This window comes from Aquamicrobium sp. YD-1-mutant5, from assembly GCF_059509755.1.
This window is the reverse complement of the sequence record NZ_JCAKKP010000003.1, coordinates 322,039-348,932: the sequence shown is the minus strand read 5'-3', so window position 1 is coordinate 348,932 and position 26,894 is coordinate 322,039. Positions and strand designations below refer to the sequence as shown.

General features: G+C 63.6%; 25 protein-coding genes. 11 read left to right on the top strand and 14 right to left on the bottom strand.

All coding sequences use genetic code 11. The features are described 5' to 3' along the window. The first annotated feature begins 8 nt into the window (after positions 1 to 8). From AC5XE7_RS06080 to AC5XE7_RS06070, 3 genes are all read left to right on the top strand, one after another. A complete protein-coding gene (locus AC5XE7_RS06080) occupies positions 9 to 956 on the top strand; it encodes a tyrosine recombinase XerC (RefSeq protein ID WP_495365282.1) in 948 nt (315 codons plus the stop codon). A 50-nt stretch (positions 957 to 1,006) separates the two neighbouring features. After that, positions 1,007 to 2,074: a TraB/GumN family protein gene (locus AC5XE7_RS06075; RefSeq protein ID WP_495365281.1), complete on the top strand. Its 1,068-nt coding sequence runs from the start codon at positions 1,007 to 1,009 to the stop codon at positions 2,072 to 2,074. Positions 2,075 to 2,163: 89 nt separating this feature from the next. Continuing rightward, positions 2,164 to 2,589 (top strand): hypothetical protein, encoded by a 426-nt coding sequence (locus tag AC5XE7_RS06070; protein WP_495365279.1) that lies wholly within the window; start codon positions 2,164 to 2,166, stop codon positions 2,587 to 2,589. A gap of 134 nt (positions 2,590 to 2,723) precedes the next feature. On the opposite strand, the gene lpdA is transcribed toward AC5XE7_RS06070, so the two are convergent. From lpdA to AC5XE7_RS06025, 9 genes are all read right to left on the bottom strand, one after another. Continuing rightward, positions 2,724 to 4,130 (bottom strand): dihydrolipoyl dehydrogenase, encoded by a 1,407-nt coding sequence (lpdA, locus tag AC5XE7_RS06065; RefSeq protein ID WP_495365277.1) that lies wholly within the window; start codon positions 4,128 to 4,130, stop codon positions 2,724 to 2,726. An 81-nt stretch (positions 4,131 to 4,211) separates the two neighbouring features. Next, positions 4,212 to 4,724, bottom strand: a complete 513-nt coding sequence (locus tag AC5XE7_RS06060; protein WP_495365275.1) for a hypothetical protein — start codon at positions 4,722 to 4,724, stop codon at positions 4,212 to 4,214. A gap of 20 nt (positions 4,725 to 4,744) precedes the next feature. Further along, positions 4,745 to 6,019, bottom strand: coding sequence for a 2-oxoglutarate dehydrogenase complex dihydrolipoyllysine-residue succinyltransferase (gene odhB, locus AC5XE7_RS06055; protein ID WP_495365273.1), 1,275 nt, complete (start codon positions 6,017 to 6,019; stop codon positions 4,745 to 4,747). Positions 6,020 to 6,049: 30 nt separating this feature from the next. Next, complete coding sequence (locus AC5XE7_RS06050) at positions 6,050 to 9,037, bottom strand: 2-oxoglutarate dehydrogenase E1 component (RefSeq protein ID WP_495365271.1); 2,988 nt, start codon at positions 9,035 to 9,037, stop codon at positions 6,050 to 6,052. Between the two features lie 137 nt (positions 9,038 to 9,174). Beyond that, positions 9,175 to 10,077, bottom strand: coding sequence for a succinate--CoA ligase subunit alpha (gene sucD / locus AC5XE7_RS06045; RefSeq protein WP_183824909.1), 903 nt, complete (start codon positions 10,075 to 10,077; stop codon positions 9,175 to 9,177). Between the two features lie 6 nt (positions 10,078 to 10,083). Continuing rightward, positions 10,084 to 11,280: an ADP-forming succinate--CoA ligase subunit beta gene (sucC, locus tag AC5XE7_RS06040; RefSeq protein ID WP_239799813.1), complete on the bottom strand. Its 1,197-nt coding sequence runs from the start codon at positions 11,278 to 11,280 to the stop codon at positions 10,084 to 10,086. Positions 11,281 to 11,298: 18 nt separating this feature from the next. Beyond that, entirely contained in the window at positions 11,299 to 12,267 is a 969-nt protein-coding gene (gene mdh / locus AC5XE7_RS06035) for a malate dehydrogenase (RefSeq protein WP_183824903.1), read from the bottom strand. Between the two features lie 249 nt (positions 12,268 to 12,516). Continuing rightward, complete coding sequence (gene zapE, locus AC5XE7_RS06030) at positions 12,517 to 13,731, bottom strand: cell division protein ZapE (protein WP_495365268.1); 1,215 nt, start codon at positions 13,729 to 13,731, stop codon at positions 12,517 to 12,519. Positions 13,732 to 13,753: 22 nt separating this feature from the next. Beyond that, a complete protein-coding gene (locus tag AC5XE7_RS06025; RefSeq protein ID WP_239799811.1) occupies positions 13,754 to 14,299 on the bottom strand; it encodes a protease inhibitor Inh/omp19 family protein in 546 nt (181 codons plus the stop codon). Positions 14,300 to 14,544: 245 nt separating this feature from the next. On the opposite strand from AC5XE7_RS06025, the gene dapF reads away from it, so the two are divergent. From dapF to AC5XE7_RS06000, 5 genes are all read left to right on the top strand, one after another. After that, entirely contained in the window at positions 14,545 to 15,426 is an 882-nt protein-coding gene (gene dapF, locus AC5XE7_RS06020) for a diaminopimelate epimerase (protein WP_495365521.1), read from the top strand. Next, positions 15,426 to 16,739, top strand: a complete 1,314-nt coding sequence (gene mtaB / locus AC5XE7_RS06015) for a tRNA (N(6)-L-threonylcarbamoyladenosine(37)-C(2))-methylthiotransferase MtaB (protein ID WP_495365266.1) — start codon at positions 15,426 to 15,428, stop codon at positions 16,737 to 16,739. The genes dapF and mtaB overlap by 1 nt, the downstream gene beginning before the upstream one ends. Before the next feature lie 13 nt (positions 16,740 to 16,752). Next, positions 16,753 to 18,258, top strand: coding sequence for a signal recognition particle-docking protein FtsY (ftsY, locus tag AC5XE7_RS06010; RefSeq protein WP_495365264.1), 1,506 nt, complete (start codon positions 16,753 to 16,755; stop codon positions 18,256 to 18,258). A 57-nt stretch (positions 18,259 to 18,315) separates the two neighbouring features. Continuing rightward, positions 18,316 to 18,975 carry a septation protein A gene (locus tag AC5XE7_RS06005; protein ID WP_495365262.1) on the top strand — a complete coding sequence of 220 codons (660 nt, stop codon included), beginning with the start codon at positions 18,316 to 18,318 and terminating at the stop codon, positions 18,973 to 18,975. A gap of 159 nt (positions 18,976 to 19,134) precedes the next feature. Continuing rightward, on the top strand, positions 19,135 to 19,302 hold the full coding sequence (locus tag AC5XE7_RS06000) for a YjiS-like domain-containing protein (protein ID WP_183824889.1): 168 nt from the start codon (positions 19,135 to 19,137) through the stop codon (positions 19,300 to 19,302). Here the strand turns inward: AC5XE7_RS06000 and AC5XE7_RS05995 are convergent. The 4 genes from AC5XE7_RS05995 to ccmA all read right to left on the bottom strand — a co-directional run bounded on the left by AC5XE7_RS05995 (position 19,293) and on the right by ccmA (position 21,540). Continuing rightward, the gene (locus tag AC5XE7_RS05995; protein ID WP_495365260.1) at positions 19,293 to 19,868 is read right to left on the bottom strand and encodes a DsbE family thiol:disulfide interchange protein; all 576 of its coding nucleotides are present in this window, start codon (positions 19,866 to 19,868) and stop codon (positions 19,293 to 19,295) included. The two genes, AC5XE7_RS06000 and AC5XE7_RS05995, sit on opposite strands and share 10 nt — an antisense overlap. Further along, a complete protein-coding gene (ccmD, locus tag AC5XE7_RS05990) occupies positions 19,865 to 20,038 on the bottom strand; it encodes a heme exporter protein CcmD (RefSeq protein WP_495365258.1) in 174 nt (57 codons plus the stop codon). Before ccmD ends, AC5XE7_RS05995 begins: the two co-directional genes overlap by 4 nt. Before the next feature lie 152 nt (positions 20,039 to 20,190). Continuing rightward, a complete protein-coding gene (ccmB, locus tag AC5XE7_RS05985) occupies positions 20,191 to 20,856 on the bottom strand; it encodes a heme exporter protein CcmB (protein WP_495365257.1) in 666 nt (221 codons plus the stop codon). Positions 20,857 to 20,925: 69 nt separating this feature from the next. Then, a complete protein-coding gene (gene ccmA / locus AC5XE7_RS05980; protein ID WP_495365255.1) occupies positions 20,926 to 21,540 on the bottom strand; it encodes a heme ABC exporter ATP-binding protein CcmA in 615 nt (204 codons plus the stop codon). 285 nt (positions 21,541 to 21,825) lie between these two features. On the opposite strand from ccmA, the gene acnA reads away from it, so the two are divergent. The 3 genes from acnA (at position 21,826) to AC5XE7_RS05965 (ending at position 26,289) form a co-directional block, all read left to right on the top strand. Next, positions 21,826 to 24,516, top strand: a complete 2,691-nt coding sequence (gene acnA, locus AC5XE7_RS05975; protein WP_495365253.1) for an aconitate hydratase AcnA — start codon at positions 21,826 to 21,828, stop codon at positions 24,514 to 24,516. Between the two features lie 164 nt (positions 24,517 to 24,680). Then, positions 24,681 to 25,460, top strand: a complete 780-nt coding sequence (locus AC5XE7_RS05970; RefSeq protein WP_495365251.1) for a DUF1223 domain-containing protein — start codon at positions 24,681 to 24,683, stop codon at positions 25,458 to 25,460. Positions 25,461 to 25,902: 442 nt separating this feature from the next. Continuing rightward, positions 25,903 to 26,289: a DUF2794 domain-containing protein gene (locus AC5XE7_RS05965; RefSeq protein ID WP_495365250.1), complete on the top strand. Its 387-nt coding sequence runs from the start codon at positions 25,903 to 25,905 to the stop codon at positions 26,287 to 26,289. A gap of 3 nt (positions 26,290 to 26,292) precedes the next feature. Here AC5XE7_RS05965 and AC5XE7_RS05960 read toward each other — a convergent pair whose 3' ends face one another. After that, positions 26,293 to 26,850, bottom strand: a complete 558-nt coding sequence (locus AC5XE7_RS05960; protein ID WP_495365248.1) for a GNAT family N-acetyltransferase — start codon at positions 26,848 to 26,850, stop codon at positions 26,293 to 26,295. Positions 26,851 to 26,894 lie beyond the last annotated feature (44 nt).

The following is a 26,894-nucleotide window of genomic DNA, read 5'->3' as shown; positions in this document are numbered from 1 at the left end:
ATGCCGGTATGACGACGCAGGAACAATTTCTCCTTTCGGCAAAGCCGGACCTGCAGGCCGCGCGCATGGCGTGGCTGCAATCGCTTGGCGGCGAGCGCCGCTTGTCTCAACTGACCGTCGATGCCTACGAGCGTGACACGCGCCAGTTCCTGCAATTCCTGACCGGCCATTGCGGCGGCGCACCCGGAATAGCCGACATCAAAGCACTCAGGCCGGCTGACCTGCGCGCCTATCTTGCTTCACGGCGTAGCGCCGGGGCAGGGGCCCGCACGCTGGGACGGGGACTGGCCGGAATCCGCTCGCTGCTGCGCCATCTTGAAAGGCAGGGCATGGTCAATGCGGCCGGAGCCGCAGCCATGCGTGCGCCCCGCCAGCCGAAATCGCTGCCCAAGCCGCTGACGGCAGCCGATGCAAAGCGCGTGGTGGCAACGGATGAGCAACTGGCGGAGGAGCCCTGGATCGCGGCCCGCAATGCTGCGGTGCTGACCCTGCTCTATGGCTGCGGCCTGCGCATTTCCGAAGCGCTTGGCCTGACCGGCGGCGATCTGGCCAGCGGAGACGAAACCGTGCTGCGGGTGACGGGCAAGGGCGGCAAGACACGGCTTGCGCCGCTGCTGCCGGTCACGGTGAAGGCGGTGATGGAGTATCGCCGCCTGTGTCCCTATCACCTCGATGCCGGTGAACCGCTGTTTCGGGGTGCACGGGGCGGGCCGCTCAATGCCGCGATCATCCAGCGGGAAATGGCGAAACTGCGCTCGGCGCTCAACCTGCCGGAAACGGCGACGCCGCATGCGCTGCGCCATTCCTTTGCCACGCATCTGCTGGGGCGGGGCGGTGACCTGCGCACCATTCAGGAACTGCTCGGCCATGCCAGCCTGTCGACCACGCAGGTCTATACGGGCGTCGATACGGCGCGGCTGCTCGAAATCTACGATTCGGCGCATCCGCGCGCATGAAACGGCACCGCCTTAACGGTTTGGCCGGGATTTAAGGCTAGTGGAAAACCATGACACGCACATTCGCTCTCGCTGATCGCGCCGCCCTGTTCTGCATGAAGCTGCTTGCCGGGCTGAACCTGTTGTTTTTCATCACCTTCCTGACCGTTCTGGCGATGGCGACCGGCAGGGCGCATGCGGATGCAACTGCCTGCTCGGGCGCCGACCTCATGGAAAAGCTCCGCAAGGACGATCCGGACGCCTACTCGGACGTGCGCAAACAGGCCGATGCCGTGCTCAACGGCAAGGGCGTTCTGTGGAAGCTGGAGAAGCAGGGCACAGCACCCTCCTATCTGTTCGGAACCTTTCATCTGAGCGACCCGCGCGTCGTCACGCTGCCGCCAGCGGCGCAGATTGCGTATGACGCGGCTGCGACAGTGGTGATCGAAACCACGGATGTGCTCGATCAGTCCCATATGATGGCGGCCATGTCAGAAGAGCCTGAACTGATGATGTTCACGGGATCGCAGACGCTTACCTCGCAGCTTTCTGCCGAGGATGCGGAGGCTTTGAAGAAAGGCCTCAAAGCGCGCGGCATCCCGCTGGCCAGCGTGGCGAAAATGAAACCGTGGATGCTGCTCGGTGTCGTGGCGGTTCCGCAATGCGAGCTTGCCCGCCGCTCGGCGGGAGAAGCCATTCTCGACGTGAAGCTGGCGCAGGATGCCGACGCCGCCGGCAAGGCGCTGGGCGGTCTTGAAACGGCGGCGGACCAGCTTCGCGCCATGGCGTCCCTGCCGATGGAGTTCCACATTCAGGGGCTGGTGGAAACGCTGCAACTGGGCGATGGCATCAACGATCTTACCGAGACCATGATCCGGCTCTACCAGCAGGGCGAGGTTGGCATGATCATGCCGATGTTCACCGCGGTGATGCCGCAGCAGGGCGGCGACATGGCCGGTTATGCGGCATTCGAGGAAGCGCTGATCAACAAGCGCAACAAGGGCATGATTGCCAGTGCGGACGCGTTCCTTTCGCAGGGCAACGCCTTCATCGCGGTGGGTGCGCTGCACCTGCCGGGGCCGGAAGGGCTCGTGGAAGGGTTCCGCAAGGCGGGCTATACTGTGAGTGCCGTGCACTAGCACTGCAACTGCTTTGCAGGGGCGTATGCAACCTGTCGGCGCTTTATGCGTTGACCTCTTGTTGCCTGATCCGTTTCCTGGAGGACAGAATGGCCAATCCGCACAAGCCGGGTCCAGACGATCCCCGTCCGCTGGATCCCCTGAATCCCATTCCACCACATGCGGACCCCGATCCGCATCTTGATCCAACGCCCCCGCCGCGAGGTGGTGGCACCACTTGGCTGATCGCGCTGATCGTTCTGGTGCTGGCGCTCGGCGCCTATTACCTTTTTGCCGGTGGCAACCGACCGGCGACCGAGCCTGAAGCGGCACCGCCGCCTGCTGCCACCGAGCCGGCGCCTGTGCCTGCTCCCGTCGAACCTGCTCCTGCACCCGCACCTGCGGAACCTGCACCTGCTCCGGCAGAGCCTGCGCCGCCGGCCGAACCGGCTCCTGCACCGGCAGAGCCTGCACCGGCTCCCACCGACAGCACGCCGGCTCCGGCCGAGCCTGCGCCACAGCAGCCGGCGAACTGACCGGACAAGACCCGAAAAAGAAACGGCCCGCCGGTTGGCGGGCCGTTTTTGGTTCCGGGATCTGGATTATCGGGAGAGCAGCGGAACACGCGAAACCGTGGTCCAATGCTCAGGCCGATAAGCTATGGGGCCGATCAGATGTGGATCGGCTTGAAGAATGTGGCGAGCGCGGCTTCCTTGACCGCCTCCGACATGGTGGGGTGGGCGTGGCAGGTGCGCGCGAGGTCTTCCGACGAACCGCCGAACTCCATCAGGACCGCCGCCTCGTGGATCATCTCGCCGGCACCGAAGCCGACGATGTGGACGCCGAGCACGCGGTCGGTCTCCTTGTCGGCCAGCACCTTCACGAAGCCGTCGGTGTGCTGCATGGCGCGCGCACGGCCATTGGCGGTGAAGGGGAACTTGCCGGACTTGTAGGCGACGCCGGCCTTCTTCAGCTCTTCCTCGGTCTTGCCGACCGAAGCGACCTCAGGGCTGGTGTAGACGACGCCCGGAATGACGTCGTAGTTCACATGGCCGGCCTGACCGGCGATGATCTCGGCAACGGCCACGCCCTCGTCTTCGGCCTTGTGGGCGAGCATCGGGCCGGCGACCACGTCGCCGATGGCATAGATGCCCGGCACATTGGTGCGCAGATGGCCGTCGGTCTTCACGCGGCCGCGCTCGTCCAGCTCGACGCCGGCTTCGCTGAGGCCGAGACCTTCCGTGTAAGGCTTGCGGCCGGTTGCGATCAGCACGGCATCGGCCTCGACGGTTTCCGCGTCGCCGCCCTTCACCGGCTCGAACGTCACCGAAGCGCCCTTGCCGGACTTCGCCACGCCGGTGACCTTGGATCCCAGCCTGAAGGTGAAGCCCTGCTTGCCCAGCAGACGCTGGAACTGCTTTGCGACTTCGCCGTCCATGCCGCCGAGGATGGTGTCGAGGAACTCGACCACCGTGACCTTCGCGCCAAGACGAGCCCAGACCGAGCCAAGCTCCAGGCCGATGACACCGCCGCCAACGACGACCAGATGCTCAGGCACCTTTGCCAGCGACAGCGCGCCGGTGGAGGACACGATGACCTTCTCGTCGATGTCGACCTCGACGCCCGGGATGCCGGCCACGTCGGAGCCGGTGGCGATGACGATGTTCTTCGTCTCGATTTCCTGCGTGCTGCCGTCCTCGGCGACGACGGCCACCTTGCCAGCGGCGACGACCTTGCCGGTGCCGCGGAAGGAGTCGATCTTGTTCTTCTTGAACAGGAAGGCGACGCCAGCCACGTTGGCGGACACGGTCGTGTCCTTGTGGGCCATCATCTTTTCGAGGTTCAGCTTCGGAGCGGAAATTTCCACGCCGAGCGCATCGAAGGAGTGGCTTGCTTCGGCAAACATTTCCGAGGCATGCAGCAGCGCCTTGGAGGGGATGCAGCCGATGTTCAGGCAGGTACCGCCGAAGGTCTCGCGCTTTTCAACGACCGCGACCTTGAGGCCGAGCTGGGCTGCCTTGATGGCGCACACATAGCCGCCCGGACCAGAGCCGATGACGACGACATCATATGCCATTTGTCCATTCCTTTCCTGCTGGCCGATCCGGCCATTTCAATCGGGTCGCGTCGGCCGTCCAGCGGCGCGCGGGTGAGAAATCTATTCCTGACAGCCACTCAGCGCGAATATGTCGCCGGGAAGCTTGTCTTCGGCAGCGGATTCGAAAACGGCCGCCTGCCGCAATGTCGGACCGAGGTCGGGGAATATCAACGCCTGCGGGGCGGAGGCATCTTCTTTGGGGAGAAGACCGACGGCGCCCTTGTCATCCACGGCGTAGAGCGGCCCTTCCCACAGGGTGCATTCGGCGATCTCATCCCCGGTCACGTCCCCTTCGGGACAATCGTGCAACAGGGACGCATAGGGGCGCGGGGTTTCCTCGCTCCACATGACGATGCCTTCGAGCTGGATGCCGGTGGCGAGGTTCATCCTGAAGCTGTTGGTGACCACCATCGAGTCTCCCGTCGGGCGGAAGTCGATGCCGGTGCCTTTGGCCGCATCTTCATAGACGGCCAGAGGCATCGGGCAGGCGGCACGCGCACCCGCCGTCTGCGCGATGAGCAGGGCGGCAAGGCAAATCGCCCAGCCACCCTGCCGGATAAGATGGTTCGTCACCACGGACGACCGCTCCCTGCTCAGAGATCCAGAACCAGACGCTCCGGGTCCTCCAGCGTTTCCTTGACGCGGACGAGGAAGGTCACCGCTTCCTTGCCGTCGACGATGCGGTGATCGTAGGACAGCGCCAGATACATCATCGGGCGCACGACGATCTGGCCGCCGACCACGACCGGGCGCTCCTGGATCTTGTGCATGCCGAGGATGCCGGACTGCGGCGCGTTGAGGATCGGCGTCGACATCAGCGAGCCATAAACACCGCCGTTGGAGATGGTGAAGGTGCCGCCCTGCATGTCTGCAACCGACAGCTTGCCATCGCGCGCGGCAATGCCGAGGCGTCCGATTTCCTTCTCGATCTCGGAGATCGACATCGAATCGGCGTCGCGCACCACCGGAACCACGAGACCCTTGTCGGTGCCGACCGCCACGCCGATATGGGCGTAGTTCTTGTAGATGATGTCGGTGCCGTCGATCTCGGCGTTGACGGCCGGGATTTCCTTCAGCGCGTGGGTCACGGCCTTGGTGAAGAAGCCCATGAAGCCGAGCTTCACGCCATGCTTCTTCTCGAACAGGTCCTTGTACTTGGCGCGCAGATCCATCACCGGCTTCATGTCCACCTCGTTGAAGGTGGTGAGCATGGCGGCGGTGGACTGGGCGTCCTTGAGGCGGCGGGCGATGGTCTGGCGCAGGCGCGTCATGCGCACGCGTTCTTCACGCACTTCGTCCTCAGCGGCGGAAGGTGCGCGGGCCACGGCCGGAGCCTCGGCCGGCTGCGAAGGCGCGCCTTTGGCGATGGCGTCGAGCACATCGCCCTTCAGCACCTGACCGCGCTTGCCCGAGCCTGAAACCTGATCTGCCGACAGGTTCTTCTCGGCCAGCAGCTTTGCGGCGGAAGGGGCCGGCGGCATGGTGCGGGGCTCGATCGGGCTTTCGCCGGCGATCTTGGCCTGCTGGGCCGCGGCTTCCTTTGTGGTGGAGGCGGCGGTCGGGGCGGAAGCCTGTGCCACGGCAACGTCCTGCTTCGGCGAGGGTGCTGCGCCCTTTCCTTCGCCACCTTGGCCTTCGCCGATGGTGCCCAGCAGCGCGTCGATGCCGACGGTCTCGCCTTCCTTGGCGGTGATCTCGACCAGCGTTCCGGCGGAGGGCGCCGGCACTTCCACCGTCACCTTGTCGGTTTCGAGTTCGACCAGCGGCTCGTCGACGGCGATGGCGTCGCCAACCTTCTTGAACCACTTGCCGATGGTGGCTTCACTGACGGATTCACCCAGAGTGGGAACGCGGATTTCGGTAGCCATGATGCCTGTCCGTTCTTTCTTCTTGAATTGTTATTCGCCGAGCGCGTCTTCGAGGAAGGCGGCAAGCTGCGCCAGATGCTTCGACATGAGGCCCGTCGCCGGGGAGGCGGCGGCCGGGCGGCCTGTGTAGCGAACGCGCTGATGTTTGGCGTCGATATGGGCCAGGACCCATTCCAGATAGGGGTCGATAAACGACCAGGCGCCCATGTTCTTGGGCTCCTCCTGACACCACACCATCTCCGCATTGCGGAAACGCGACAGTTCGGTGATCAGGGCCTTTGCCGGGAACGGGTAGAGCTGTTCGACGCGCAGCAGGTAGATGTCGTTGATGCCGCGCTTCTCGCGCTCCTCGTAAAGGTCGTAATAGACCTTGCCCGTGCACAGCACGACGCGGCGGATCTTCGAGTCCTTGACCAGCTTGATCGGCTGGTCGCCCAGATACTGCGCATCGTCCCACAGCAGGCGATGGAAGGAGCTTTCACCCGACAGTTCGGCGATCGTCGACACCGCGCGCTTGTGGCGGAGCAGCGACTTCGGCGTCATCAGGATCAGCGGCTTGCGGAAGTCGCGCTTCAGCTGCCGGCGCAGGATGTGGAAGTAGTTGGCCGGCGTCGTGCAGTAGGCGACCTGCATGTTGTCCTCGGCGCAGAGCTGGAGGAAGCGCTCCAGACGGGCGGAGGAGTGTTCCGGCCCCTGTCCTTCATAGCCATGCGGCAGCAGGCACACCAGACCCGACATGCGCAGCCACTTGCGCTCGCCCGACGAGATGAACTGGTCGAACACCACCTGAGCGCCGTTGGCGAAGTCGCCGAACTGGGCTTCCCACATGGTCAGCGCCTTGGGCGCCGACAGCGAGTAGCCATATTCGAAGCCGAGCACTGCCTCTTCGGAGAGCATCGAGTTGATGACCTCATAGCCGGCCTGTGCCGCCGACAGGTTGTTCAGCGGAATGTAGCGGTTCTCGTCGCGCTGGTCGTAGAGCACTGAATGGCGCTGCGAGAAGGTGCCGCGCTCCGAATCCTGGCCCGAAAGGCGGATCGGATTGCCGTCGAGCAGGATCGAGCCGAAGGCCAGAGCCTCGGCCGTCGCCCAGTCGATCCCGGTGCCGCTCTCGATCGCCTGACGGCGATTGTCGAGGAAGCGCTGGATGGTGCGGTGCGCCTCGAATTCAGCGGGAACCTCGGTCAGCTTCTTGCCGATTTCCTTCAGCGTCTTGACCGGAACGGCGGTCTTGCCACGGCGCAGCTCGTCCTGATGGTCAGCGGCGCGCAGGCCCGACCACACGCCGTCCAGCCAGTCGGCCTTGTTGGGCTTGTAGGTCTGGCCGGCCTCGAATTCCTCTTCCAGACGGGCGCGCCATTCGGCGCGCATGCGGTCGAGTTCGTCCTGGGTGATCAGGCCTTCGGCGATCAGGCGGTCGCCATAGAGCTGAACGACGGTCTTGTGGGCGCGGATGGCGCGGTACATCAGCGGCTGGGTGAATGCCGGCTCATCGCCTTCGTTGTGACCGAAGCGGCGGTAGCAGAACATGTCCACGACCACCGGCTTGTGGAACTTCATGCGGAATTCGGTCGCGACCTTGGCGGCGTAGACAACGGCTTCCGGATCGTCGCCGTTGACGTGGAAGATCGGCGCCTCGATCATCTTGGCGACGTCGGACGGATAGGGCGACGAACGCGAGAAGCGCGGATTGGTGGTGAAACCGATCTGGTTGTTGATGATCACGTGCAGCGTGCCGGCGACGCGGTGGCCGCGCAGGCCGGAAAGCCCGAGGATTTCCGAAATGACACCCTGACCGGCGAAGGCGGCATCGCCATGGATCAGCAGTGGAAGAACCTTGGCGCGCTCTTCAAGCGGCACGATCTCCTCGCGGCTGCGGCCGTAGATCTGGTCCTGCTTGGCGCGGGCCTTGCCCATCACCACCGGATTGACGATCTCCAGATGCGAAGGGTTTGCCGTCAGCGACAGGTGAACCTTGTTGTTGTCGAATTCGCGGTCGGACGAGGCGCCGAGGTGATATTTCACGTCGCCCGAGCCTTCCACATCGTCAGGCGCGTAGGAGCCGCCCTTGAACTCGTGGAAAATGGCGCGGTGCGGCTTTGCCATCACCTGCGAAAGAACGTTGAGGCGGCCGCGGTGGGCCATGCCGAGCACGATTTCCTTCATGCCGAGCGCGCCGCCGCGCTTGATGATTTGCTCAAGGGCCGGGATCAGCGACTCGCCGCCGTCGAGGCCGAAGCGCTTGGTGCCCTTGTACTTGACGTCGATGAACTGCTCAAAGCCTTCCGCCTCGATCAGCTTCGACAGGATGGCCTTCTTGCCTTCGGCGGTGAAGGAGATCTCCTTGTCGGCGCCTTCAATGCGCTCCTGAATCCATGCCTTTTCCTCAGGATCGGAAATGTGCATGAACTCCACACCCAGCGTCGAGCAATAGGTGCGGGTGAGAATATCGAGCATCTGCCGGATGGTGCCGAATTCCAGGCCCAGAACGTTGTCGAGGAAGATCGGGCGGTCGTAGTCGGCCTCGGTGAAGCCGTAGTTCTGCGGCGATAGCTCGTTATAATCCTCAAGCGGCTTGGCGATGCCGAGCGGATCGAGATTGGCATGCAGATGGCCGCGCATGCGGAAGGCGCGGATCATCATGATGGCATGGATGGAATCGCGCGTCGCCTGATGCACGTCGGCGTTGGACAGCGGGGTTCCGGCCGTGGCGGCCTTTTCCTGCACCTTCTTGCCGACAACCTTCTCGATCAGGCCCCAGTTGCCGTCGAGCGCGGAGATCAGCTCGCCATTAGCCTGCAGCGGCCAGTTGGGCTTTTTCCACGATGCGCCTTCGGCGTTCTTCTTCACCGTGGCGGCGTCGTCCTGCAGCGCGGCGAAGAATTCCTGCCACTCGGTGTCGACCGCCGAGGGGTCGTCCTGCCATGCGGCGTGAAGCGCCTCGATATAATCGGCGTTACCGCCGTAGAGGAAGGAGGAGAGTGAGAATTGGTCGTTCTTCTGGTCTTGTCTCGACATGTCGCTTTTGAAGCTTCTGCTTCAACTCCTGACGGTTAGCGGCGGTTCTGCCGATGGGGATGGCCATGCGGCCATCCGTTGAAAGTGTCCCCTCCTGACCGAGTACGCCGGGCAGATGAACTGCCCGGCGTGTCAGATCAGCCCTTGATGGCTTCGACGAGCGTCTTGCCCAGTCGCGCCGGGGATGGAGACACCCGGATGCCTGCCGCTTCCATGGCGGCGATTTTGTCTTCGGCTCCACCCTTGCCGCCCGAAATCACGGCGCCGGCGTGGCCCATGGTGCGGCCGGGAGGGGCCGTGCGGCCTGCGATGAAGCCGGCCATGGGCTTGGAGCGTCCACGCTTTGCTTCGTCACGCAGGAACTGCGCGGCGTCTTCCTCGGCGGAACCGCCGATCTCGCCGATCATGATGATCGACTGGGTCTCGTCATCGGCAAGGAACATCTCAAGCACGTCGATGAACTCCGTGCCCTTGACCGGATCGCCGCCGATGCCGACAGCGGTGGTCTGGCCGAGGCCTTCGTTAGTGGTCTGGAACACTGCCTCATAGGTAAGCGTTCCCGAGCGCGAAACAACGCCGACCGAGCCCTTGCGGAAGATGTTGCCGGGCATGATGCCGATCTTGCACTCGTCGGGGGTGACGATGCCGGGGCAGTTCGGGCCGATCAGGCGCGACTTCGACTTGTCGAGCTTTGCCTTTACCTTGACCATGTCCATGACCGGGATGCCCTCGGTGATGCAAACGATCAGCTCCATCTCGGCCTCGATGGCCTCGATGATGGCGGCCGCGGCGCCCGCCGGCGGAACGTAGACGACCGAGGCGGTGGCGCCGGTCTTGTCCCTGCCTTCAGCGACGGATGCGAAGATCGGCAGGGTCTCGCCCTTCGAGCCGGTCCAGTTCTCGCCACCCTTCTTCGGGTGGATACCGCCGACCATCTTCGTGCCGTGATAGGCCAGCGCCTGCTCGGTGTGGAACGTGCCGGTCTTGCCGGTCAGACCCTGAACGAGGACCTTGGTGTCTTTGTTGATGAGAATGGACATCTGAGGTCAGTTCCCTTTCACGGCCTTGACGATCTTCTGGGCGGCGTCGTCGAGATCATCGGCCGAGATGACGTTGAGGCCGCTCTCGTTGATGATCTTCTTGCCCAGTTCCACATTGGTGCCTTCGAGGCGCACCACCAGCGGCACCTTGAGACCCACTTCCTTGACGGCTGCGACAACGCCCTCGGCGATCACGTCGCACTTCATGATGCCGCCGAAGATGTTGACGAGGATGCCCTCGACGCGCGGGTCGGCGGTGATGATCTTGAATGCCGCAGCGACCTTCTCCTTGCCGGCGCCGCCGCCGACGTCGCAGAAGTTGGCAGGCTCGGCGCCATAGAGCTTGATGATGTCCATCGTCGCCATGGCAAGGCCCGCGCCGTTGACCATGCAGCCGATGTTGCCGTCGAGCGCGACATAGGCGAGGTCCCACTTCGAGGCCTCGATTTCCTTGGAATCTTCCTCGGTGATGTCGCGCAGTTCCTTCACGTCCTCGTGGCGGAAGAGCGCGTTGCCGTCGAAGGAGACCTTGGCGTCGAGAACGCGCAGGCGGCCATTGGTCATGACGATCAGCGGGTTGATCTCAAGCAGGCTCATGTCCTTCTCGGAGAAGGCCGTGTAAAGCAGCGGGAACAGCTTCTTGCCGTCCTCGGCAGCTTCGCCGGTGAGCTTCAGCGCGTCGTTGATCTTCGCGACATCGGCGTCGGTGACGCCGGTTTCGGGGTCGATGGCGACGGTGATGATCTTCTCCGGCGTCGCCTCGGCGACGGCTTCGATGTCCATGCCGCCCTCGGTGGAAACTACGAAAGCGACGCGGCCGACGGTGCGGTCGACCAGCAGCGACAGGTAAAGCTCGCGGTCGATGTCGGCGCCGTCCTCGATGTAGAGGCGGTTGACCTGCTTGCCGGCGGGGCCGGTCTGCTTGGTCACCAGCGTGTTGCCCAGCATCTCGTTGACGTTGGCAACCACTTCCTCGATCGACTTGGCGAGGCGCACGCCGCCCTTGGCATCGGCGGGCAGTTCCTTGAACTTGCCCTTGCCGCGGCCGCCGGCATGGATCTGGCTCTTCACCACATAGAGCGGGCCGGGCAGCGTCTTTGCCGCAGCTTCCGCCTCGTTGGCCGACAGGATCGCCACGCCGTCCGCGACGGGCGCGCCGTAGGCTTTCAGGAGCTGCTTGCCCTGATATTCATGGATGTTCATGTGAACGCCTTTCCTTGATTACTTCTGGGCAAGCTGCGGCGCGATGCCCGTGCAGGCCTCGGTCAGGCTCTGGACGGCGGCAAGCGACTTGTCGAACATCGCCTGCTCTTCCTTGTTGAACTCGATCTCGATGATGCGCTCGACGCCGCCGGCGCCGATCACCACCGGAACGCCGACATAGGTGTCCTTGACGCCATACTGGCCGTTGAGATGCGTGGCGCAGGGCAGCACGCGCTTCTTGTCCTTCAGGTAGCTCTCGGCCATGGCGACAGCCGAGGAAGCCGGCGCGTAGTAGGCGGAGCCGGTCTTGAGCAGACCGACGATCTCGCCGCCGCCCTTGCGGGTGCGCTCGACGATGGCGTCCAGCTTCTCCTTCGAGGTCCAGCCCATCTTGACCAGATCGGGCAGCGGGATGCCGGCAACGGTGGAGTAGCGCACCATCGGCACCATGTCGTCACCGTGGCCGCCGAGCGTCATGGCCGACACGTCCTCGACGGACACCTTGAACTCCTCGGCGAGGAAGTAGCGGAAGCGGGCGGAATCCAGCACGCCGGCCATGCCGACGACATGGCTCTTCGGCAGGCCGGAGAACTTCTGCAGCGCCCAGACCATGGCGTCGAGCGGGTTGGTGATGCAGATGACGAAGGCGTTCGGCGCATATTTGGCGATGCCGGCGCCAACCTGTTCCATCACCTTGAGGTTGATGCCCAGAAGGTCGTCGCGGCTCATGCCCGGCTTGCGCGGCACGCCGGCGGTGACGATGCACACATCCGCACCCTCGATGCCGGCATAGTCGTTGACGCCGACATAGCGCGCATCGAAGCCGTCGACCGGCGAGGATTCAGCGATGTCGAGGCCTTTGCCCTGCGGAATGCCTTCGGCGATGTCGAACAGGACGACGTCGCCCAGTTCCTTGAGGCCGATGAGGTGAGCGAGCGTGCCACCAATCATGCCGGAGCCAATCAGTGCTATCTTCTTGCGTGCCATGTCAGGATGGTTTCCCTTTGCTATGACGGCGCCGCGATGGCGTCGAGGTGAGGCAGGCAGGCCATGGAGAGCCCGCGAATTTTCGCCGCACCCCATAGCCCCGGTATCCAAAAAACTCAATCGATTATTTCAAGCCCTGAAATTTCAATCGTTTAGAACTTGTTTAATTTACGTAAGCGTCAAAATTAATGTCGCTTTTCCACCGCGCGTGAATTCTAAGCAGAAGATTGTCTCCAAAAAGTGACGAACTCAGCTCTCTTGCGGAGCTGCGGCATTTTCCTGTGCGGGGTTCTGCCTGCCCTCGCGGTTGCGGGCGTTCCAGGTGTCGCGCCAGTCGCGGCTCTGCATCTCGATGAGGCGCGAGGCGGTCCGGTCGAATTCGAAGGCTTCGGTGCCGGTGCGCCCGACATAGAGCCCGGTCGGCGGCGCATCGGCGCTGATGAGCAGGCGAAGCTGCTGATCGTAGATGACATCGACCAGCAGGATGAAGCGCTTGGCTTCGTTGCGGCGGCTTTCATCGAGCACGGGAACATGATCGATGAACAGGGTGGAGTAGCGGGCGGCGATGGCGAGATAGTCGCGGGCACCGAGCGGCTTCTCGCAGAGATCGGCAAAGCTGAAGCGGGCGGCGTCGCCGGCGGCGCGCGGCACGGGAATGGTGCGACCCTTCACCGAAATGCTGGCCGGCAGCGTTTCGTGGCCTTCGGTCATTGCCTGCCATGCTTCGTCCAGCGCTTCATCGGCGGCCGCATCGGCGGGCGTGATGTAGACCGGCAGGCTGTTCAGCTTTTCCAGCCTGTAGTCGGTGTCGATGTCGAGGTTGAGCACTGCGGCATGACGTTCGAGAATGGTGATGAAGGGCAGGAAAAGCTGGCGGTTGAGGCCGTTGTGATAGAGGTCGCGGGGGGCGACGTTTGAGGTCGCCACCAGCACGACGCCGTGATCGAACAGAACCGAGAACAGCCGTGACAGGATCATGGCGTCGGCGATGTCGGTGACGGCGAATTCGTCGAAGCACAGCACCCACGCTTCTTCCGCCAGCGCGCGCGCCACCGGCGGGATGGGATCGTCTTCCTTCGTCCTGCCGTCCTTGCGTGCCTGCCGCTGCTTCTGGATGCGGTCGTGCACGTCGGCCATGAAGTCGTTGAAATGGGCGCGGCGCTTGGCGCGGGCCGGGACATGCTCGAAGAACATGTCCATCAGCATGGTCTTGCCGCGCCCGACACCGCCATAGATGTAGAGGCCGCGCACGTCGGCATGTTTTTCGCGCTTGCGGCCGAACAGCCAGCCAAGCGCGCTGGATTTTCTGGAAAGCCGCTTGTCGGCGATCTCGCCGATCAGCCTGTCGAGCTGGTCGGCAATGATGAGCTGTGCATCGTCGCGGCGCACTGCGCCGGTTTCGACGCGGTGAAGATAGTCCTGCCTGACGGTCGCGCGCGTCTGGAGGCCGTCACGCAGATGCATGTCGATGTCGTCCTGCGAATATCTAGCGGGTCAGCGCTATGGGCTGGCCGTTGGACGTCTGGCCATCGAAGCGTCCGCCGCCCGACGAGTAGAGGCGGGCCAGCGTGCCGCCGTCCTGATCGTAGAGCGTAAGCTGCTTGCCGGCGACATTCCAGGACTTCACGCCGTCGACCGGGGCCGGGCAGCGGAGCGGGCCGGCGCGGTAACCCTGCCCGAACTTGGTTTGCGGCGTGGCGACCTTGCAGCTCTGGCCGCTGACATTGACGGTCCACACACCGGCGACGCTGGCGGGCGTCAGGTCGGCGGCCGTTGCAGGCGCGCTGCCATCCGGCGGTAGGGAAGCGACTTGCGTGTTTTGCTGGGGTGCTGCCGGGAACTGCGACGGATCGCCCGGAACGCCGGGTCCGGTGGGCGGGGGGAGCTGGTTGGATGAGATCGTACCCGACGGTGCGGGCTGCAGCGGCTCGGGGCGTGTGTTGTCCATGGAGGAAAACCGCGTGCTGGAACAGCCGCTTGCCAACAGGGCGGCGCCAATTGCCACGATCGCGCCCGTTCTCAGAAATGTCATCGCAACCTCCGCGGGGCCTGACCGGCGCCGTCTCACTATTCGCCCCCTACCAATTCGGTGAAGGTGGCAGAATTTCAACTTGATATGGTTAAAATAAGGTTTGCGTTGGCGTGTGTGATGTTTTTGCAACGCATAATGAAGGCGCAGCCGCCTCGTCGTGGCGGATGGCCAGTCCGGACTGCACTGGTAATTCCCGGCTGTTTCCGCCATATAGCGCGCTGGAACAAGCTGGAAACGAAATGGACATGTCAGGCCCGGCTCCCTTCGCCAGGATGAACGGTATCGGCAACGAGATCATCGTTGCGGACATGCGCGGGCGCACTGACCGCGTATCGCCGCAGGCGGCCCTTGCGCTTGCCGCCGATCCGGCCACGCATTTCGACCAGATCATGGCCATTCACGATGCGCGTACGCCGGGTACGGACCATTTCATCGAGATCCTCAATCAGGATGGCTCGTTCGCGCAGGCCTGCGGCAACGGCACGCGCTGCGTGGTGCAGGCGCTGGCGGCCGACACCGGCAAGGACGCTTTCACGTTCGAGACGGTTGCCGGCATTCTCAACGCGCGCCAGCATGAGGATGGGCTGATCTCTGTCGACATGGGAAAGCCGCGCTTCGACTGGCAGGACATTCCGCTGGCCGAGGAATTCCGCGACACGCGCATGATCGAATTGCAGGTCGGTCCGATCGACGCGCCGGTTCTGCATTCTCCGTCCGCCGTCTCCATGGGCAATCCGCATGCCATCTTCTGGGTCGATGAGGACGTGTGGTCCTATGCGCTCGACCGCTTCGGGCCATTGCTTGAGAATCATCCGCTGTTTCCCGAGCGCGCCAACATCACCATCGCGCAGGTGACCGGGCCGGATCATCTCACGATCCGCACATGGGAGCGCGGGGCGGGGTTGACCAGAGCCTGCGGCTCTGCCGCATGTGCCGCTGCGGTTGCCGCCGCGCGCACCCGGCGCACCGGGCGCAGCGTTTCGCTGACCGCTCCCGGAGGTCAGCTTCACGTCGAGTGGCGCGAGGATGACCATGTCGTCCTGACGGGTGCTGCCGAATGGGAGTTTTCCGGCACCTTCGATCCGGCCACCGGCGCATGGCAGCGGGATGCCGAGAGCGCGGCCTGATGAGCGACAACGAACCCATGCGGCAGGACAAGGGCATCGAGGTCGTCACCTTCGGCTGTCGGTTGAACACCTATGAGTCCGAAGTCATGCGCCGCGAGGCTTCCGCAGCGGGGCTGGGCGAGCTGTCCGGCGGTGCGATCATCTTCAACACCTGCGCGGTGACGGCGGAAGCGGTGCGGCAGGCCAAGCAGTCGATACGCAAGGCCCGGCGTGAGAACCCGGAGGCGCGCATCATCGTTACCGGCTGCGCGGCGCAGACCGGACCGCAGGATTTCGTGGCCATGGACGAGGTCGATCTCGTTCTCGGCAATGAGGAAAAGCTGAAAAGCCATTCCTATCGGGCGCTGCCGGATTTCGGCGTCAACCTGTTCGAGAAGGCGCGGGTCAACGACATCTTCTCGGTGCGCGAGACGGCCTCGCACATGGTCGATGCCATCGAGGGGCGGGCACGCGCCTTCGTGCAGGTGCAGAACGGCTGCGACCATCGCTGCACTTTCTGCATCATCCCCTATGGACGCGGCAATTCCCGCTCCGTGCCGATGGGCGCTGTGGTGGAACAGGTGAAGCGTCTGGCCGGCAACGGCTATGCCGAGGTGGTGCTGTCGGGCGTCGACATGACCAGCTACGGCGCGGACCTGCCGGGCGCGCCCAGGCTCGGGCGGTTGGTGAAGGCGATCCTGCGGCAGGTGCCCGACGTGAAGCGGCTGCGTCTGTCCTCCATCGATTCCATCGAGGCCGATGATGAGCTGCTCGAAGTTGTAGCATCGGAAAAGCGGCTGATGCCGCATCTGCATCTTTCCCTTCAGGCGGGCGACGATCTGACCCTGAAGCGCATGAAGCGGCGGCATCTGCGCGACGATTCGATTCGGTTCTGTGCGGAGGTGCGCCGCCTGCGCCCCGACATCGTGTTCGGCGCCGACATCATCGCCGGCTTCCCGACGGAGACCGAGGAGATGTTCCGGCGCTCGCTCGACATCGTAGAGGAATGCGGCCTCACGCATCTGCATGTCTTTCCGTTCAGCCCACGCGAGGGCACGCCGGCAGCGCGCATGCCGCAGGTGCGCCGCGAAGTGGTCAAGGAACGGGCCGCGCGGCTGCGCGCCGTGGGCGAGGCCGCCTATCGCCGGCATCTGGAAACGCTTGCCGGAACGTCTCAGTCAATTCTGATTGAGCGTGACGGGCTTGGCCGCACCGAAGGCTTTACGCTGGCCGCCATCGATGCCGGCCAGCCCGGCGAGATCGTCGAGGCGGTGGTGACCGGCCATGACGGCACCCAGCTTCAGGCGGTGCCGCTCGCCGCGCGCGCGGCCTGAGACAGGAAACAGCATGGCATTCGGTTTCATCAAGAAAGTCTTTTCCTTCGGCAAGAAGGACGCAGTCGCCGAAAAGGCTGCGGAGACCGCGCCGGCACCGGAGACGGATGTCGTATCCGCACCGGAGGCTGCGCCCGAACTGGCACCGGCAGAGGTTGGCGAGTCTGTTGCGGTCGCCGAAGCTGTAGAAGCTGCAAAAGCTGAAGAAGCGCCGCCGTCAGACGCGCCGGAAGTTTCGGCCGAACCGGCCTCTGAACCGGAAAATCAGGACTTGCCTGCCGGTCCGGGACAGGCTTCGCTCAAGGAGCCAGAGCCAGAGCCAGAGCCAGAGCCAGAGCCAGAGCCAGAGCCAGAGCCAGAGCCAGAGCCAGAGCCAGAGCCAGAGCCAGAGCCAGAGCCAGAGCCAGAGCCAGAGCCAGAGCCAGAGCCAGAGCCAGAGCCAGAGCCAGAGCCGGTTGTGGTGGCGGTTGAGCCGGAAACGGCTGCCCCCGCCATCGGGCCGGAGGTCGCGCCTGCGCTGAAGCCTGCTGCCGGCAAGGTGACGGTGGCGAAGAAGGTCGAGGAAAAGGCCGAAGTGGTGCCGGCGCCTGTAGAGGCACCGAAGAAAACATGGTTCCAGCGCATGAAGGAGGGGCTTTCCCGCTCCTCGCGCGAACTTTCGGGCAATATTTCCGGCGTCTTCACCAAGCGCAAGCTGGATGAGGAGACGCTTCAGGATCTGGAAGACGTGCTGATCCGCGCCGATCTCGGCGTCGAGACGGCGTTGCGCGTCACCGATGCACTGGCTGCCAGCCGCTATGGCAAGGATGTGTCCGACGCCGATGTGCGCGCCGTCATGGCGACGGAGGTCGAAAAAGTGCTCGGTCCGGTGGCGAAGCCGCTGGAGCTCGACCTTTCGCACAAGCCGCATGTCATTCTGGTCGTCGGCGTCAACGGCACCGGCAAGACCACCACCATCGGCAAGCTTGCTGCCAAGCTCACCGAGGGCGGGCTCTCGGTCATGCTGGCGGCGGGCGACACCTTCCGGGCGGCCGCCATCGAGCAGCTCAAAATATGGGGCGAGCGCACCGGCTCGCCGGTGATCGCGACGAAGCTCGGCGCCGACGCCGCCGGCCTCGCCTATGACGCCTTCGAGCAGGCAAAGGCAGCCGGTTCCGACGTGCTGATCATCGATACGGCCGGCCGCCTGCAGAACAAGACCGAGCTGATGGCCGAACTTGAGAAGATCGTGCGCGTGCTCGGCAAGCTCGACCCGGAAGCGCCGCATACGGTGTTGCAGACGGTCGACGCCACGACCGGCCAGAATGCGCTCAACCAGGTCGAGATTTTCCGCAATGTAGCCGGCGTCAACGGTCTGGTCATGACCAAGCTGGACGGCACGGCGCGCGGCGGTATTCTTATTGCCATTGCGGCGAAGCACAAGCTGCCGGTCTATTTCATCGGCGTGGGCGAGGGGGTGGACGATCTCGAACCCTTCTCGGCCGGTGATTTCGCGAAGGCCATTGCCGGAACCGGTTAAGGCGCAACATCGCGCATGAAACGTGCAAGCGAACGAAGTGACAGGTAGCGAGCCTCCATGAACCAGCCCCTATTCGAGCGTGACCCTTCCGAAACCCGGAATTCGGGCAAGGACGGCGTCAATCCTCTGCTCAAGCTGGCGCTGGAACTGGGGCCGCTTCTGGTCTTCTTCTTCGCCAATGCCCGTGGCGAGTGGCTGGCCGGGAAATTCCCGGTTCTGGCCGAATTCGGCGGGCCGATCTTCATCGCGACCGGCCTGTTCATGGCGGCGACCGCGCTGGCCCTTGCCATCTCGTGGGTGCTCACCCGCACCCTGCCGGTCATGCCGCTGGTGTCGGGCGTCGTGGTTCTGGTGTTCGGGGCGCTGACGCTCTATTTGCAGGACGAGCTGTTCATCAAGATGAAGCCGACCATCGTCAACACGCTGTTCGGCGTTACACTGCTTGGCGGTCTGGCCTTCGGCAAATCGTTGCTCGGCTATGTGTTCGATTCCGCCTTCCGTCTCGATGCCGAGGGCTGGCGCAAGCTCACCCTGCGCTGGGGCGTTTTCTTCCTGTTTCTCGCCGTGGTCAACGAGGTCGTGTGGCGCATGTTCTCGACCGATTTCTGGGTGGCGTTCAAGGTCTGGGGCATCATGCCGATCACCATCGCCTTCACCATGAGCCAGATGCCGCTGATCATGCGCCATTCGCTGGAAGAGCCTTCCGACAAGAAGTAAGCGCCCGCCGTATCCGGGGCGCCGGACAGCGTCCGGCCATGCATTCAATGCATTGCTGCGTTGCAGCATATTCTTTTGCGCCGCAGCGAGATCGTCGCATGATGTGAAGGTAAGGGAGGAACAACACGCCTCGGTTCATGAGGCGGAAAGGGATGTTCCATGAGCCTCTCCAGCCTGATCACCCGCGCCCGCGCCAGCTACGCCAGGCACCGGCGCTATCGCCAGATGGTCGATGAAATCAACGGTCTCGACGAGCGTGACCTCGCCGATCTGCGCACCAGCCGCGCCGACATGCTCTACCAGATCCGTCAGCAGATTTACGGCTGAGCGATCAGCGCCTTCTCGATTTCGGGCATCAGCCTTTGCGCCAGTGAAGCCGGCGTGATCGGCCCGACATGTTTGTAGGCGATGCGGCCGTCCTTGCCGACAAGGAAGGTTTCCGGCACGCCATAAACGCCCCAGTCGATGCCGGCGCGCCCGTTCTCGTCGATGCCGATGGCCGTGTAGGGATTGCCGAGTTCGGTAAGGAACTTCAGCGCGTTTGCCGGCTTGTCCTTGTAGTTCAGGCCGGTGACGGCGAAGCGCCCGTCGCGTTTCAGTTCCATCACCATCGGGTGCTCGTCGCGGCACGGCACGCACCATGAGGCGAAGACGTTGACCAGCGTGACCTTGCCGGCAAAGGTTCCGGAATCAAGGCCGGGCAGGTCGGTTCCGGGCAAGGGCGGCAGCCCGGTGAGGGGGGCAGGCTCCCCGATCAGGGCCGAAGGGATTTCGGAAATGTCGCGGCCCGACATGAGCTGCGCCAGAAAGACGCCGCACAGCGCCAGGAAAAGCGCCAACGGCAGCAGAACGAACAGCCGGCGTGACGTGGGCCTCGGCGTCTCTGAACTCATGGCTTTGCCGTCTTTTTACGGTCCGAGCGGCGGCGGATGCCGGCTGCCTCCAGTTCGGCCAGTTCCCGGCGGCGGGCATGCTGGTCGAGCAAAATCCAGCCGATCAGGACGCCCAGAACCAGAACGGCGATGCCATAGGCCGCCGCGACATAGAGGTCATGCGTGGTCACTGCCGCACCTCTTGTCTCCGGTTTCCGATCAAGGATGGCTGGTCGTTTCGAATTGCCATTGCTTTCCTTGAAGCAAATCCTGTCTTCGGGGCCGCTTCATAGCGGCCCCTCCGTCCCGGACAAGCTTTAACGCTCAGCTTTGCGCCATGCAATCAGTCAGCACTGCGGCGTAACGCCAGAGCCGCGGCCAGCGGCCCGATGACGGCCAGAAAAAGCGTCAGCGCCACGAGAATGAGGAAGGGTTGCAGGAAAGGGGCAGGGTTTTGCGTGGCCCCATAGCTCGCCGACACGCCGAAGATCAGTGCCGGAATGGTCAGCGGCAGCACGAGGATGGAGATCAGCAGGCCGCCGCGCGGCAGGGCGACGGTGACAGCAGCCCCGGCTGCGCCGATGAAGGTGATGGCCGGCGTGCCGGCAAGCAGGGTAAGCGCCGTGGCGCCGATCGCAAGCGGCTCCATGTTCATGAACAGGCCGAGCAGGGGGGCTGCGATCACCAGCGGCAGCACCGAGCCGGTCCAGTGGGCGAGGCATTTGACCAGCACGGTCAGCGCCAGCATGTGGCGGTCTGCCTCCAGCACCAGAAGATCGAGCGAACCGTCCTCACGGTCGGCCTGGAACAGGCGGTCGAGGCCGAGCAGCGAGGCCAGCAGCGCGCCGATCCACAGGATCGCCGGGCCGATGCGGGAAAGCAGGTTGAGATCGGGACCGACGCCGAAGGGGATGGTGGCGATCACGGCGAGGAAGAAGATGATGCCGGTCAGCGCGCCGCCGCCGACGCGCATGGAAAGGCGCAGGTCGCGCAGGAACAGAGCTAGCATAGCCAAGCGTTTCCTGCCGCGCCCCGGCGCAGCGCGGCGGCAGTCATCTCCGCTGCAGTGTCACTGCGTTCACTCATGAGATCTGGTTCCCATGTCCAGAGATTTTACCCCCTCGATGCCGAGCGGCAGGTGGGTGGCGGCAACGATGATGCCGCCTTCATCCAGATGCCATTCCATCATTTCGGTCAGCCGTTTCTCGGATGCCTTGTCGAGGCCGGCGGTCGGTTCGTCAAGCAGCCAGACCGGCCGGCGGCTCACCAGCAGGCGCGCAAGGGCGGCGCGCCGCTTCTGGCCTGTGGACAGATAGCCGAAGGGCAGATGGCCGATATGGCCGAGGCCCACTTCCTCCAGCGCCTCGGTGATGCCGAGTGCCGGTTCGCCCGCGAAACGTAGCCAGAAGTCGAGGTTCTCGTTGACGGTCAGCGCCGTCTTCATGGCGTTGAGGTGGCCGAGATAGTGGCAGGCTGCCGAAGGGGTGGGCCATTTCTCGCCGCCGCCCTCGAAGCGCACGCTGCCTTCGGTGGCGGGCAGAAGGTCTGCGACCACCCGCAACAGCGTGGACTTGCCCGAGCCGTTGGGGCCGGTGACGATCAGCGCTTCGCCATCTTCAAGAGCGAACTCCACATTGGCGAAGATGGTTTCTCCGCCGCGTTCGCCCGCAAGGTTCTCGGCGATCAGCCGCATCGGACCTCCTTTTGTCATTTCCATGCCGCGCAACCCTGAGCTGCGTCAAAATTGCCCAAACACCGTCTAGAACTATTCCAGGATATTCACTATATCCAGCTTACCAACCCCAGCGGTCGGGGAAGGCAAACCATATTGCGCCGAACTGGTGCGCGAGCCGCCTTGAACGGCCCGAGCGCTGGGAGCGGACAGCGGAAATGGCCGTACCCGCACCTTTGCGCGTGATGAGCATGCCATCGGAGTCCGTTCCCAATCAGGCTGAACGACTTTAGGATGGGATCGCACGTGTCCAAATCTCTCGATAGCTTCAATTGTCGCCGCACGCTGACCGCTGCCGGCACCGAATATGTCTACTACGATTTGCTCGAGGCCGAGAAGAACGGCCTTGATGGTGTTTCCCGGCTTCCTTATTCGATGAAGGTGCTTCTGGAAAACCTTCTGCGCAACGAGGACGGCCGCTCCGTTACAAAGGAATCGATCCAGGCCGTGGCCAGCTGGCTCGATGACAAAGGCGCCGCCGGCGTCGAGATCGCCTATCGTCCCGCCCGCGTGCTGATGCAGGACTTCACCGGCGTGCCCGGCGTGGTCGACCTTGCCGCCATGCGCGACGGCATCGTCTCGCTCGGGGGCGATCCGCAGAAGATCAATCCGCTGGTGCCGGTGGATCTGGTCATCGACCATTCCGTCATCGTCGACGAGTTCGGCACGCCGCTGGCCTTCGCCCGCAACGTGGAACTCGAATATGAGCGCAACGAAGAGCGCTACAAGTTCCTGAAATGGGGCCAGCAGGCGTTCGACAATTTCCGCGTCGTTCCGCCCGGCACCGGCATCTGCCATCAGGTGAACCTCGAATATCTCGGTCAGGTCGTGTGGACGAAGGATGAGGACGGCGCGACCACCGCCTATCCGGACACCTGCGTCGGCACCGACTCGCACACCACCATGATCAACGGCCTTGGCGTGCTTGGCTGGGGTGTCGGCGGCATCGAGGCCGAGGCGGCCATGCTCGGCCAGCCCGTCTCCATGCTCCTGCCGGAGGTCATCGGCTTCCGCCTCACCGGCAGGCTGAAGGAAGGCGTCACCGCCACCGACCTCGTGCTCACCGTCACCCAGATGCTGCGCAAGAAGGGCGTCGTCGGCAAGTTCGTAGAGTTCTTCGGCCCCGGCCTCTCCAACATGACGCTGGCCGATCGCGCCACCATCGCCAACATGGGCCCTGAATATGGCGCGACCTGCGGCTTCTTCCCCGTGGACAGCGAAACGGTGCGTTACCTGACCACGTCCGGCCGCAAGGATGATCGCATCGCGCTGGTCGAGGCCTATTCGAAGGCGCAGGGCATGTGGCGCGACGACAGCTCGCAGGACCCCGTCTTCACCGACACGCTTGAACTCGACATGGGCGACGTCGTGCCTTCGATGGCCGGCCCCAAGCGTCCTGAAGGCCGCGTGCCGCTGGAAGGCATTGCTGATGGCTTCGCACAGGCGATGGAGACCGAGTACAAGAAGGCCGCCGACATGCACAGGCGCTATGCGGTCGAAGGCACGGACTATGATCTCGGTCATGGCGACGTGGTGATCGCGGCGATCACCTCCTGCACCAACACCTCCAACCCCTCGGTGCTGATCGGCGCCGGCCTGCTCGCCCGCAACGCCAACCGCCTCGGTCTCAAGCAGAAGCCGTGGGTGAAGACGTCGCTGGCGCCGGGCTCGCAGGTCGTGGCCGAGTATCTGGAAAAGGCTGGCCTGCAGAAGGAGCTCGACCAGATCGGCTTCAATCTGGTCGGCTTCGGCTGCACCACCTGCATCGGCAACTCCGGCCCGCTGCCGGCCCCCATCTCCAAGGCCATCAACGACAAGGGCCTGATCGCCGCCGCCGTTTTGTCCGGCAACCGCAACTTCGAAGGCCGTGTCTCTCCGGACGTGCAGGCGAACTACCTCGCCTCGCCGCCGCTGGTGGTGGCGCATGCGCTGGCCGGTACCGTCACGAAGGACCTGACAAAAGAGCCGCTCGGCGAAGACCGCGACGGCAATCCGGTCTATCTGCGTGACATCTGGCCGACATCGGCCGAGATCAACGAGTTCATCGAGAAGAACGTCACGCGCGAGCTGTTCGCCCGCAAATATGCCGACGTCTTCAAGGGCGACGAGAACTGGCAGAAGGTGAAGGCGCCGGAAGGCCAGACCTATTCGTGGGACGACAAGTCGACCTACGTTCAGAACCCGCCCTATTTCGTGGGCATTGGCAAGGGTGCCGGCAAGGTGTCCGACATCAGGGGCGCCCGCATTCTCGGCCTGTTCGGCGACAAGATCACCACCGACCACATCTCGCCGGCAGGCTCGATCAAGGCTGCTTCGCCGGCGGGCAAATACCTGCTCGACCATGGCGTGAACGTTGCCGACTTCAACCAGTACGGCACGCGCCGCGGCAACCATGAAGTGATGATGCGCGGCACTTTCGCCAACATCCGCATCCGCAACCACATGCTGGGTGAGAACGGCAAGGAAGGCGGCTACACGATCCACTATCCTTCCAAGGAAGAGATGTCGATCTACGACGCCGCCATGGAGTACAAGAAGGAAGGCGTGCCGCTGGTGATCTTCGCCGGCGTCGAATATGGCAACGGCTCGTCGCGCGACTGGGCGGCCAAGGGCACTAATTTGCTCGGCGTGCGCGCCGTGATCGCCCAGTCGTTCGAGCGCATCCACCGCTCCAACCTCGTCGGCATGGGCATCATCCCCTTCGTGTTCGAGGAAGGCACCTCGTGGGCTTCGCTCAACCTCAAGGGTGACGAGCTGGTGGAGATCGACGGCGTGGAGACCATCAAGCCACGCCAGAAGATGGTGGCGAAGATCACCTATGCCGATGGCTCGGTGAAGGAAGTTCCCATCCTGTGCCGCATCGATACGCTGGATGAGCTGGACTACTACAAGAACGGCGGCATCCTGCAGTACGTGCTGCGCGATCTCGCTGCCTGACCGGTCAGCAGTGCAGAAATAAAGGGTCGCCGGGATAACCGGCGACCCTTTGCTTTTACGCAGGAATGGCTCACCGCAACGTGACTTTGCGGTGAACGCCACATCTGCCAAACAGGTCGGTGCATAAAACAAAGCCGGATAAGCCGGCAGGTTCGGAAATTGCCATGCCAGTCAGAACATTTGTGCGGCTTTGTCTGTTTGCAGTCGCCTTGTCGGCAGTTTCCGGACAGGTGACGGCGCAGGAGAGCGAAACATCCGGTTTCGCAAAGCCCGTCGGGGTGGTGGAGCTGTTCACGAGCCAGGGGTGCAATTCATGCCCGCCGGCCGACAAGTTCTTTGCCGAGCTGGCCGGCAGGAACGATGTCATCGCGCTCGCCTATCATGTCGACTACTGGGACTATCTTGGCTGGCATGACACGCTGAGCACGAAGGACAATACCGAGCGCCAGTATGCCTATATGCGCGCCTTCGGAGCGCGTTCCATCTATACGCCACAGGCGGTGATCAATGGCCGAACCCATGTCAATGGCGCGAACCGCAACGCGGTTCAGGGGGCCATGGGCATGCTGAAGTCTTCCGGCAACGGCATGGTGGTGCCGATCCGCGTGACGCGCGAGGGCGATGGCGTGGTCATCGAAACCGGGGAGGCGGAAGCCGGCTCCGACCTGCCGGATACGGCGCATCTGGTGCTTGCCTATTTCGAGCCGCCGCAAACCGTGGAGATCGGCCGGGGACGCAACCGCGGCCGCGAGATGACATATTGGAACGCGGTTTCTTCCATGCAGACCGCTGGCATGTGGCATGGCAAGGCGCTTCGCTACGAGTTGCCGGCCAGTGAAGTGATGAAGAAAGGCGGATGCGCCGTGCTGCTGCAATCGGTGGCGAAGGATGGGCTGCCGGGACCCATCATCGGGGCGGCGGTCATCAACAGCCCGAAGCGCTGAACCGCAGGGATTTCGGAGAAACAGGATTTCAGGGGGAATAGCCGGCTCGGCGGGCATGCCGAGGTTGGTTCGATCCGACTCAGGCCCGTGGGCGGGGGGCTTGGGGGTTACAGGCAAGTGCCGGACCGAACCGTCTCAGGCAACGAGCACAGAGTCGTTTCACAATGGGGCGGAAGCGCGGATAAAAAGTGGCGAGAATGTGGCGAAAGATCACCAATTTCTACAGGCTTTCACAAATGTAAGTGCCGGTTTACGCTGAACGAACAGTCCGCAGGCATCGTTTCGATTGCCAAATCAGCTTCCCATTTTTCATAAGGCGTCGCGACAATCCAGAAGCACCCGGCTATTTCTGGTCCAGAGCCACGATAGCCGGCGTACTTGCAATTGGGGCCGGAAAGGGCGAACCTGTCCGGATTGCAGTTGCATTTGCAAGGAATCTGGCATGAGCGAAGGCAGTGCGGGCGCGGGAGAAGGAGACGCTTCCGCAATACTCATCCCGCTTCAGGAGGTGCGCCGCGAGCGCCTCGGCATGCCGGTCTCCTTCGATCGCCGCGAACTCGACCTGATCCTGCGGCTCTATGGACGCATGGTCGCGACCAATGAGTGGAAGGACTACGCCATCGATCATCTGGAGGACCGGGCGATCTTTTCGGTCTACCGGCGCGCCAGTGAGGTGCCCCTTTTCCAGATCGTCAAGGACCCGAAGCTGGCGAAGCGTCAGGGCTCTTTTTCGGTGATCGCCGCGGGCGGGCGCATCCTCAAGCGGGGACACGAGCTGGCGCGGGTGCTGGGGGTCTTCGACAACAGGCTGAAGCTGGTGAAGGCGTAAGGCTCAGCCGTCCTTCAGAGCCTTTTCCGGCCATGAGCCGGGATCCGGCGGCTGGTTTGCGCCGCCGTTCATCTCAAGCTGCATGAAGGTGGTATCCAGCCAGCGGCCGTGCTTGTAGCCCGATCCTTCGAGCTTGCCGGTGTGGCGAAAGCCGAGCTTCTCGTGCAGGCGCACCGACGGGCTGTCCGGTGTGCCATCGCCGATCACGGCGACGAACTGGCGAAAGCCCAGCTCACGCACCTCTTCGATGAGTGCACGCATGAGTGCCGTGCCGAGGCCGCGCCCCTTGGCCTCAGGGGAGATGTAGATCGAATCCTCGACGATGAAGCGATAGGCGGGGCGTGCCCGGAAGGGACCGGCATAGGCGTAGCCGAGCACGGTTCCACCGTCGTCCGTTGCAACCAGAAACGGATAGCCGCTGGCGCGCAGCGCCTCGAAACGGCCCTGCATTTCTTCCAGCGAGGGCGGTTCAAGCTCGTAGGTGGCGGTGCCGTTGAGAACGGCGTCACGGTAGATTTCCGTGATCGAGGCAAGATCGTCCGGGGTCGCCGTGCGGATCATCTGATGTGTCCGGGATGGTGGAGCCGAGAAACATATGCGCGGTC

Coding starts and splice junctions, on each gene's coding strand:
- AC5XE7_RS06080 (WP_495365282.1), top strand. CDS start 9: ATGACGACGCAGGAACAATTTCTCCTTTCGGCAAAGCCGGACCTGCAG.
- AC5XE7_RS06075 (WP_495365281.1), top strand. CDS start 1,007: ATGACACGCACATTCGCTCTCGCTGATCGCGCCGCCCTGTTCTGCATG.
- AC5XE7_RS06070 (WP_495365279.1), top strand. CDS start 2,164: ATGGCCAATCCGCACAAGCCGGGTCCAGACGATCCCCGTCCGCTGGAT.
- lpdA (WP_495365277.1), bottom strand. CDS start 4,130: ATGGCATATGATGTCGTCGTCATCGGCTCTGGTCCGGGCGGCTATGTG.
- odhB (WP_495365273.1), bottom strand. CDS start 6,019: ATGGCTACCGAAATCCGCGTTCCCACTCTGGGTGAATCCGTCAGTGAA.
- AC5XE7_RS06050 (WP_495365271.1), bottom strand. CDS start 9,037: ATGTCGAGACAAGACCAGAAGAACGACCAATTCTCACTCTCCTCCTTC.
- sucD (WP_183824909.1), bottom strand. CDS start 10,077: ATGTCCATTCTCATCAACAAAGACACCAAGGTCCTCGTTCAGGGTCTG.
- sucC (WP_239799813.1), bottom strand. CDS start 11,280: ATGAACATCCATGAATATCAGGGCAAGCAGCTCCTGAAAGCCTACGGC.
- mdh (WP_183824903.1), bottom strand. CDS start 12,267: ATGGCACGCAAGAAGATAGCACTGATTGGCTCCGGCATGATTGGTGGC.
- zapE (WP_495365268.1), bottom strand. CDS start 13,731: ATGCATCTGCGTGACGGCCTCCAGACGCGCGCGACCGTCAGGCAGGAC.
- AC5XE7_RS06025 (WP_239799811.1), bottom strand. CDS start 14,299: ATGACATTTCTGAGAACGGGCGCGATCGTGGCAATTGGCGCCGCCCTG.
- dapF (WP_495365521.1), top strand. CDS start 14,545: ATGTCAGGCCCGGCTCCCTTCGCCAGGATGAACGGTATCGGCAACGAG.
- mtaB (WP_495365266.1), top strand. CDS start 15,426: ATGAGCGACAACGAACCCATGCGGCAGGACAAGGGCATCGAGGTCGTC.
- ftsY (WP_495365264.1), top strand. CDS start 16,753: ATGGCATTCGGTTTCATCAAGAAAGTCTTTTCCTTCGGCAAGAAGGAC.
- AC5XE7_RS06005 (WP_495365262.1), top strand. CDS start 18,316: ATGAACCAGCCCCTATTCGAGCGTGACCCTTCCGAAACCCGGAATTCG.
- AC5XE7_RS06000 (WP_183824889.1), top strand. CDS start 19,135: ATGAGCCTCTCCAGCCTGATCACCCGCGCCCGCGCCAGCTACGCCAGG.
- AC5XE7_RS05995 (WP_495365260.1), bottom strand. CDS start 19,868: ATGAGTTCAGAGACGCCGAGGCCCACGTCACGCCGGCTGTTCGTTCTG.
- ccmB (WP_495365257.1), bottom strand. CDS start 20,856: ATGCTAGCTCTGTTCCTGCGCGACCTGCGCCTTTCCATGCGCGTCGGC.
- ccmA (WP_495365255.1), bottom strand. CDS start 21,540: ATGCGGCTGATCGCCGAGAACCTTGCGGGCGAACGCGGCGGAGAAACC.
- AC5XE7_RS05970 (WP_495365251.1), top strand. CDS start 24,681: ATGCCAGTCAGAACATTTGTGCGGCTTTGTCTGTTTGCAGTCGCCTTG.
- AC5XE7_RS05965 (WP_495365250.1), top strand. CDS start 25,903: ATGAGCGAAGGCAGTGCGGGCGCGGGAGAAGGAGACGCTTCCGCAATA.
- AC5XE7_RS05960 (WP_495365248.1), bottom strand. CDS start 26,850: ATGATCCGCACGGCGACCCCGGACGATCTTGCCTCGATCACGGAAATC.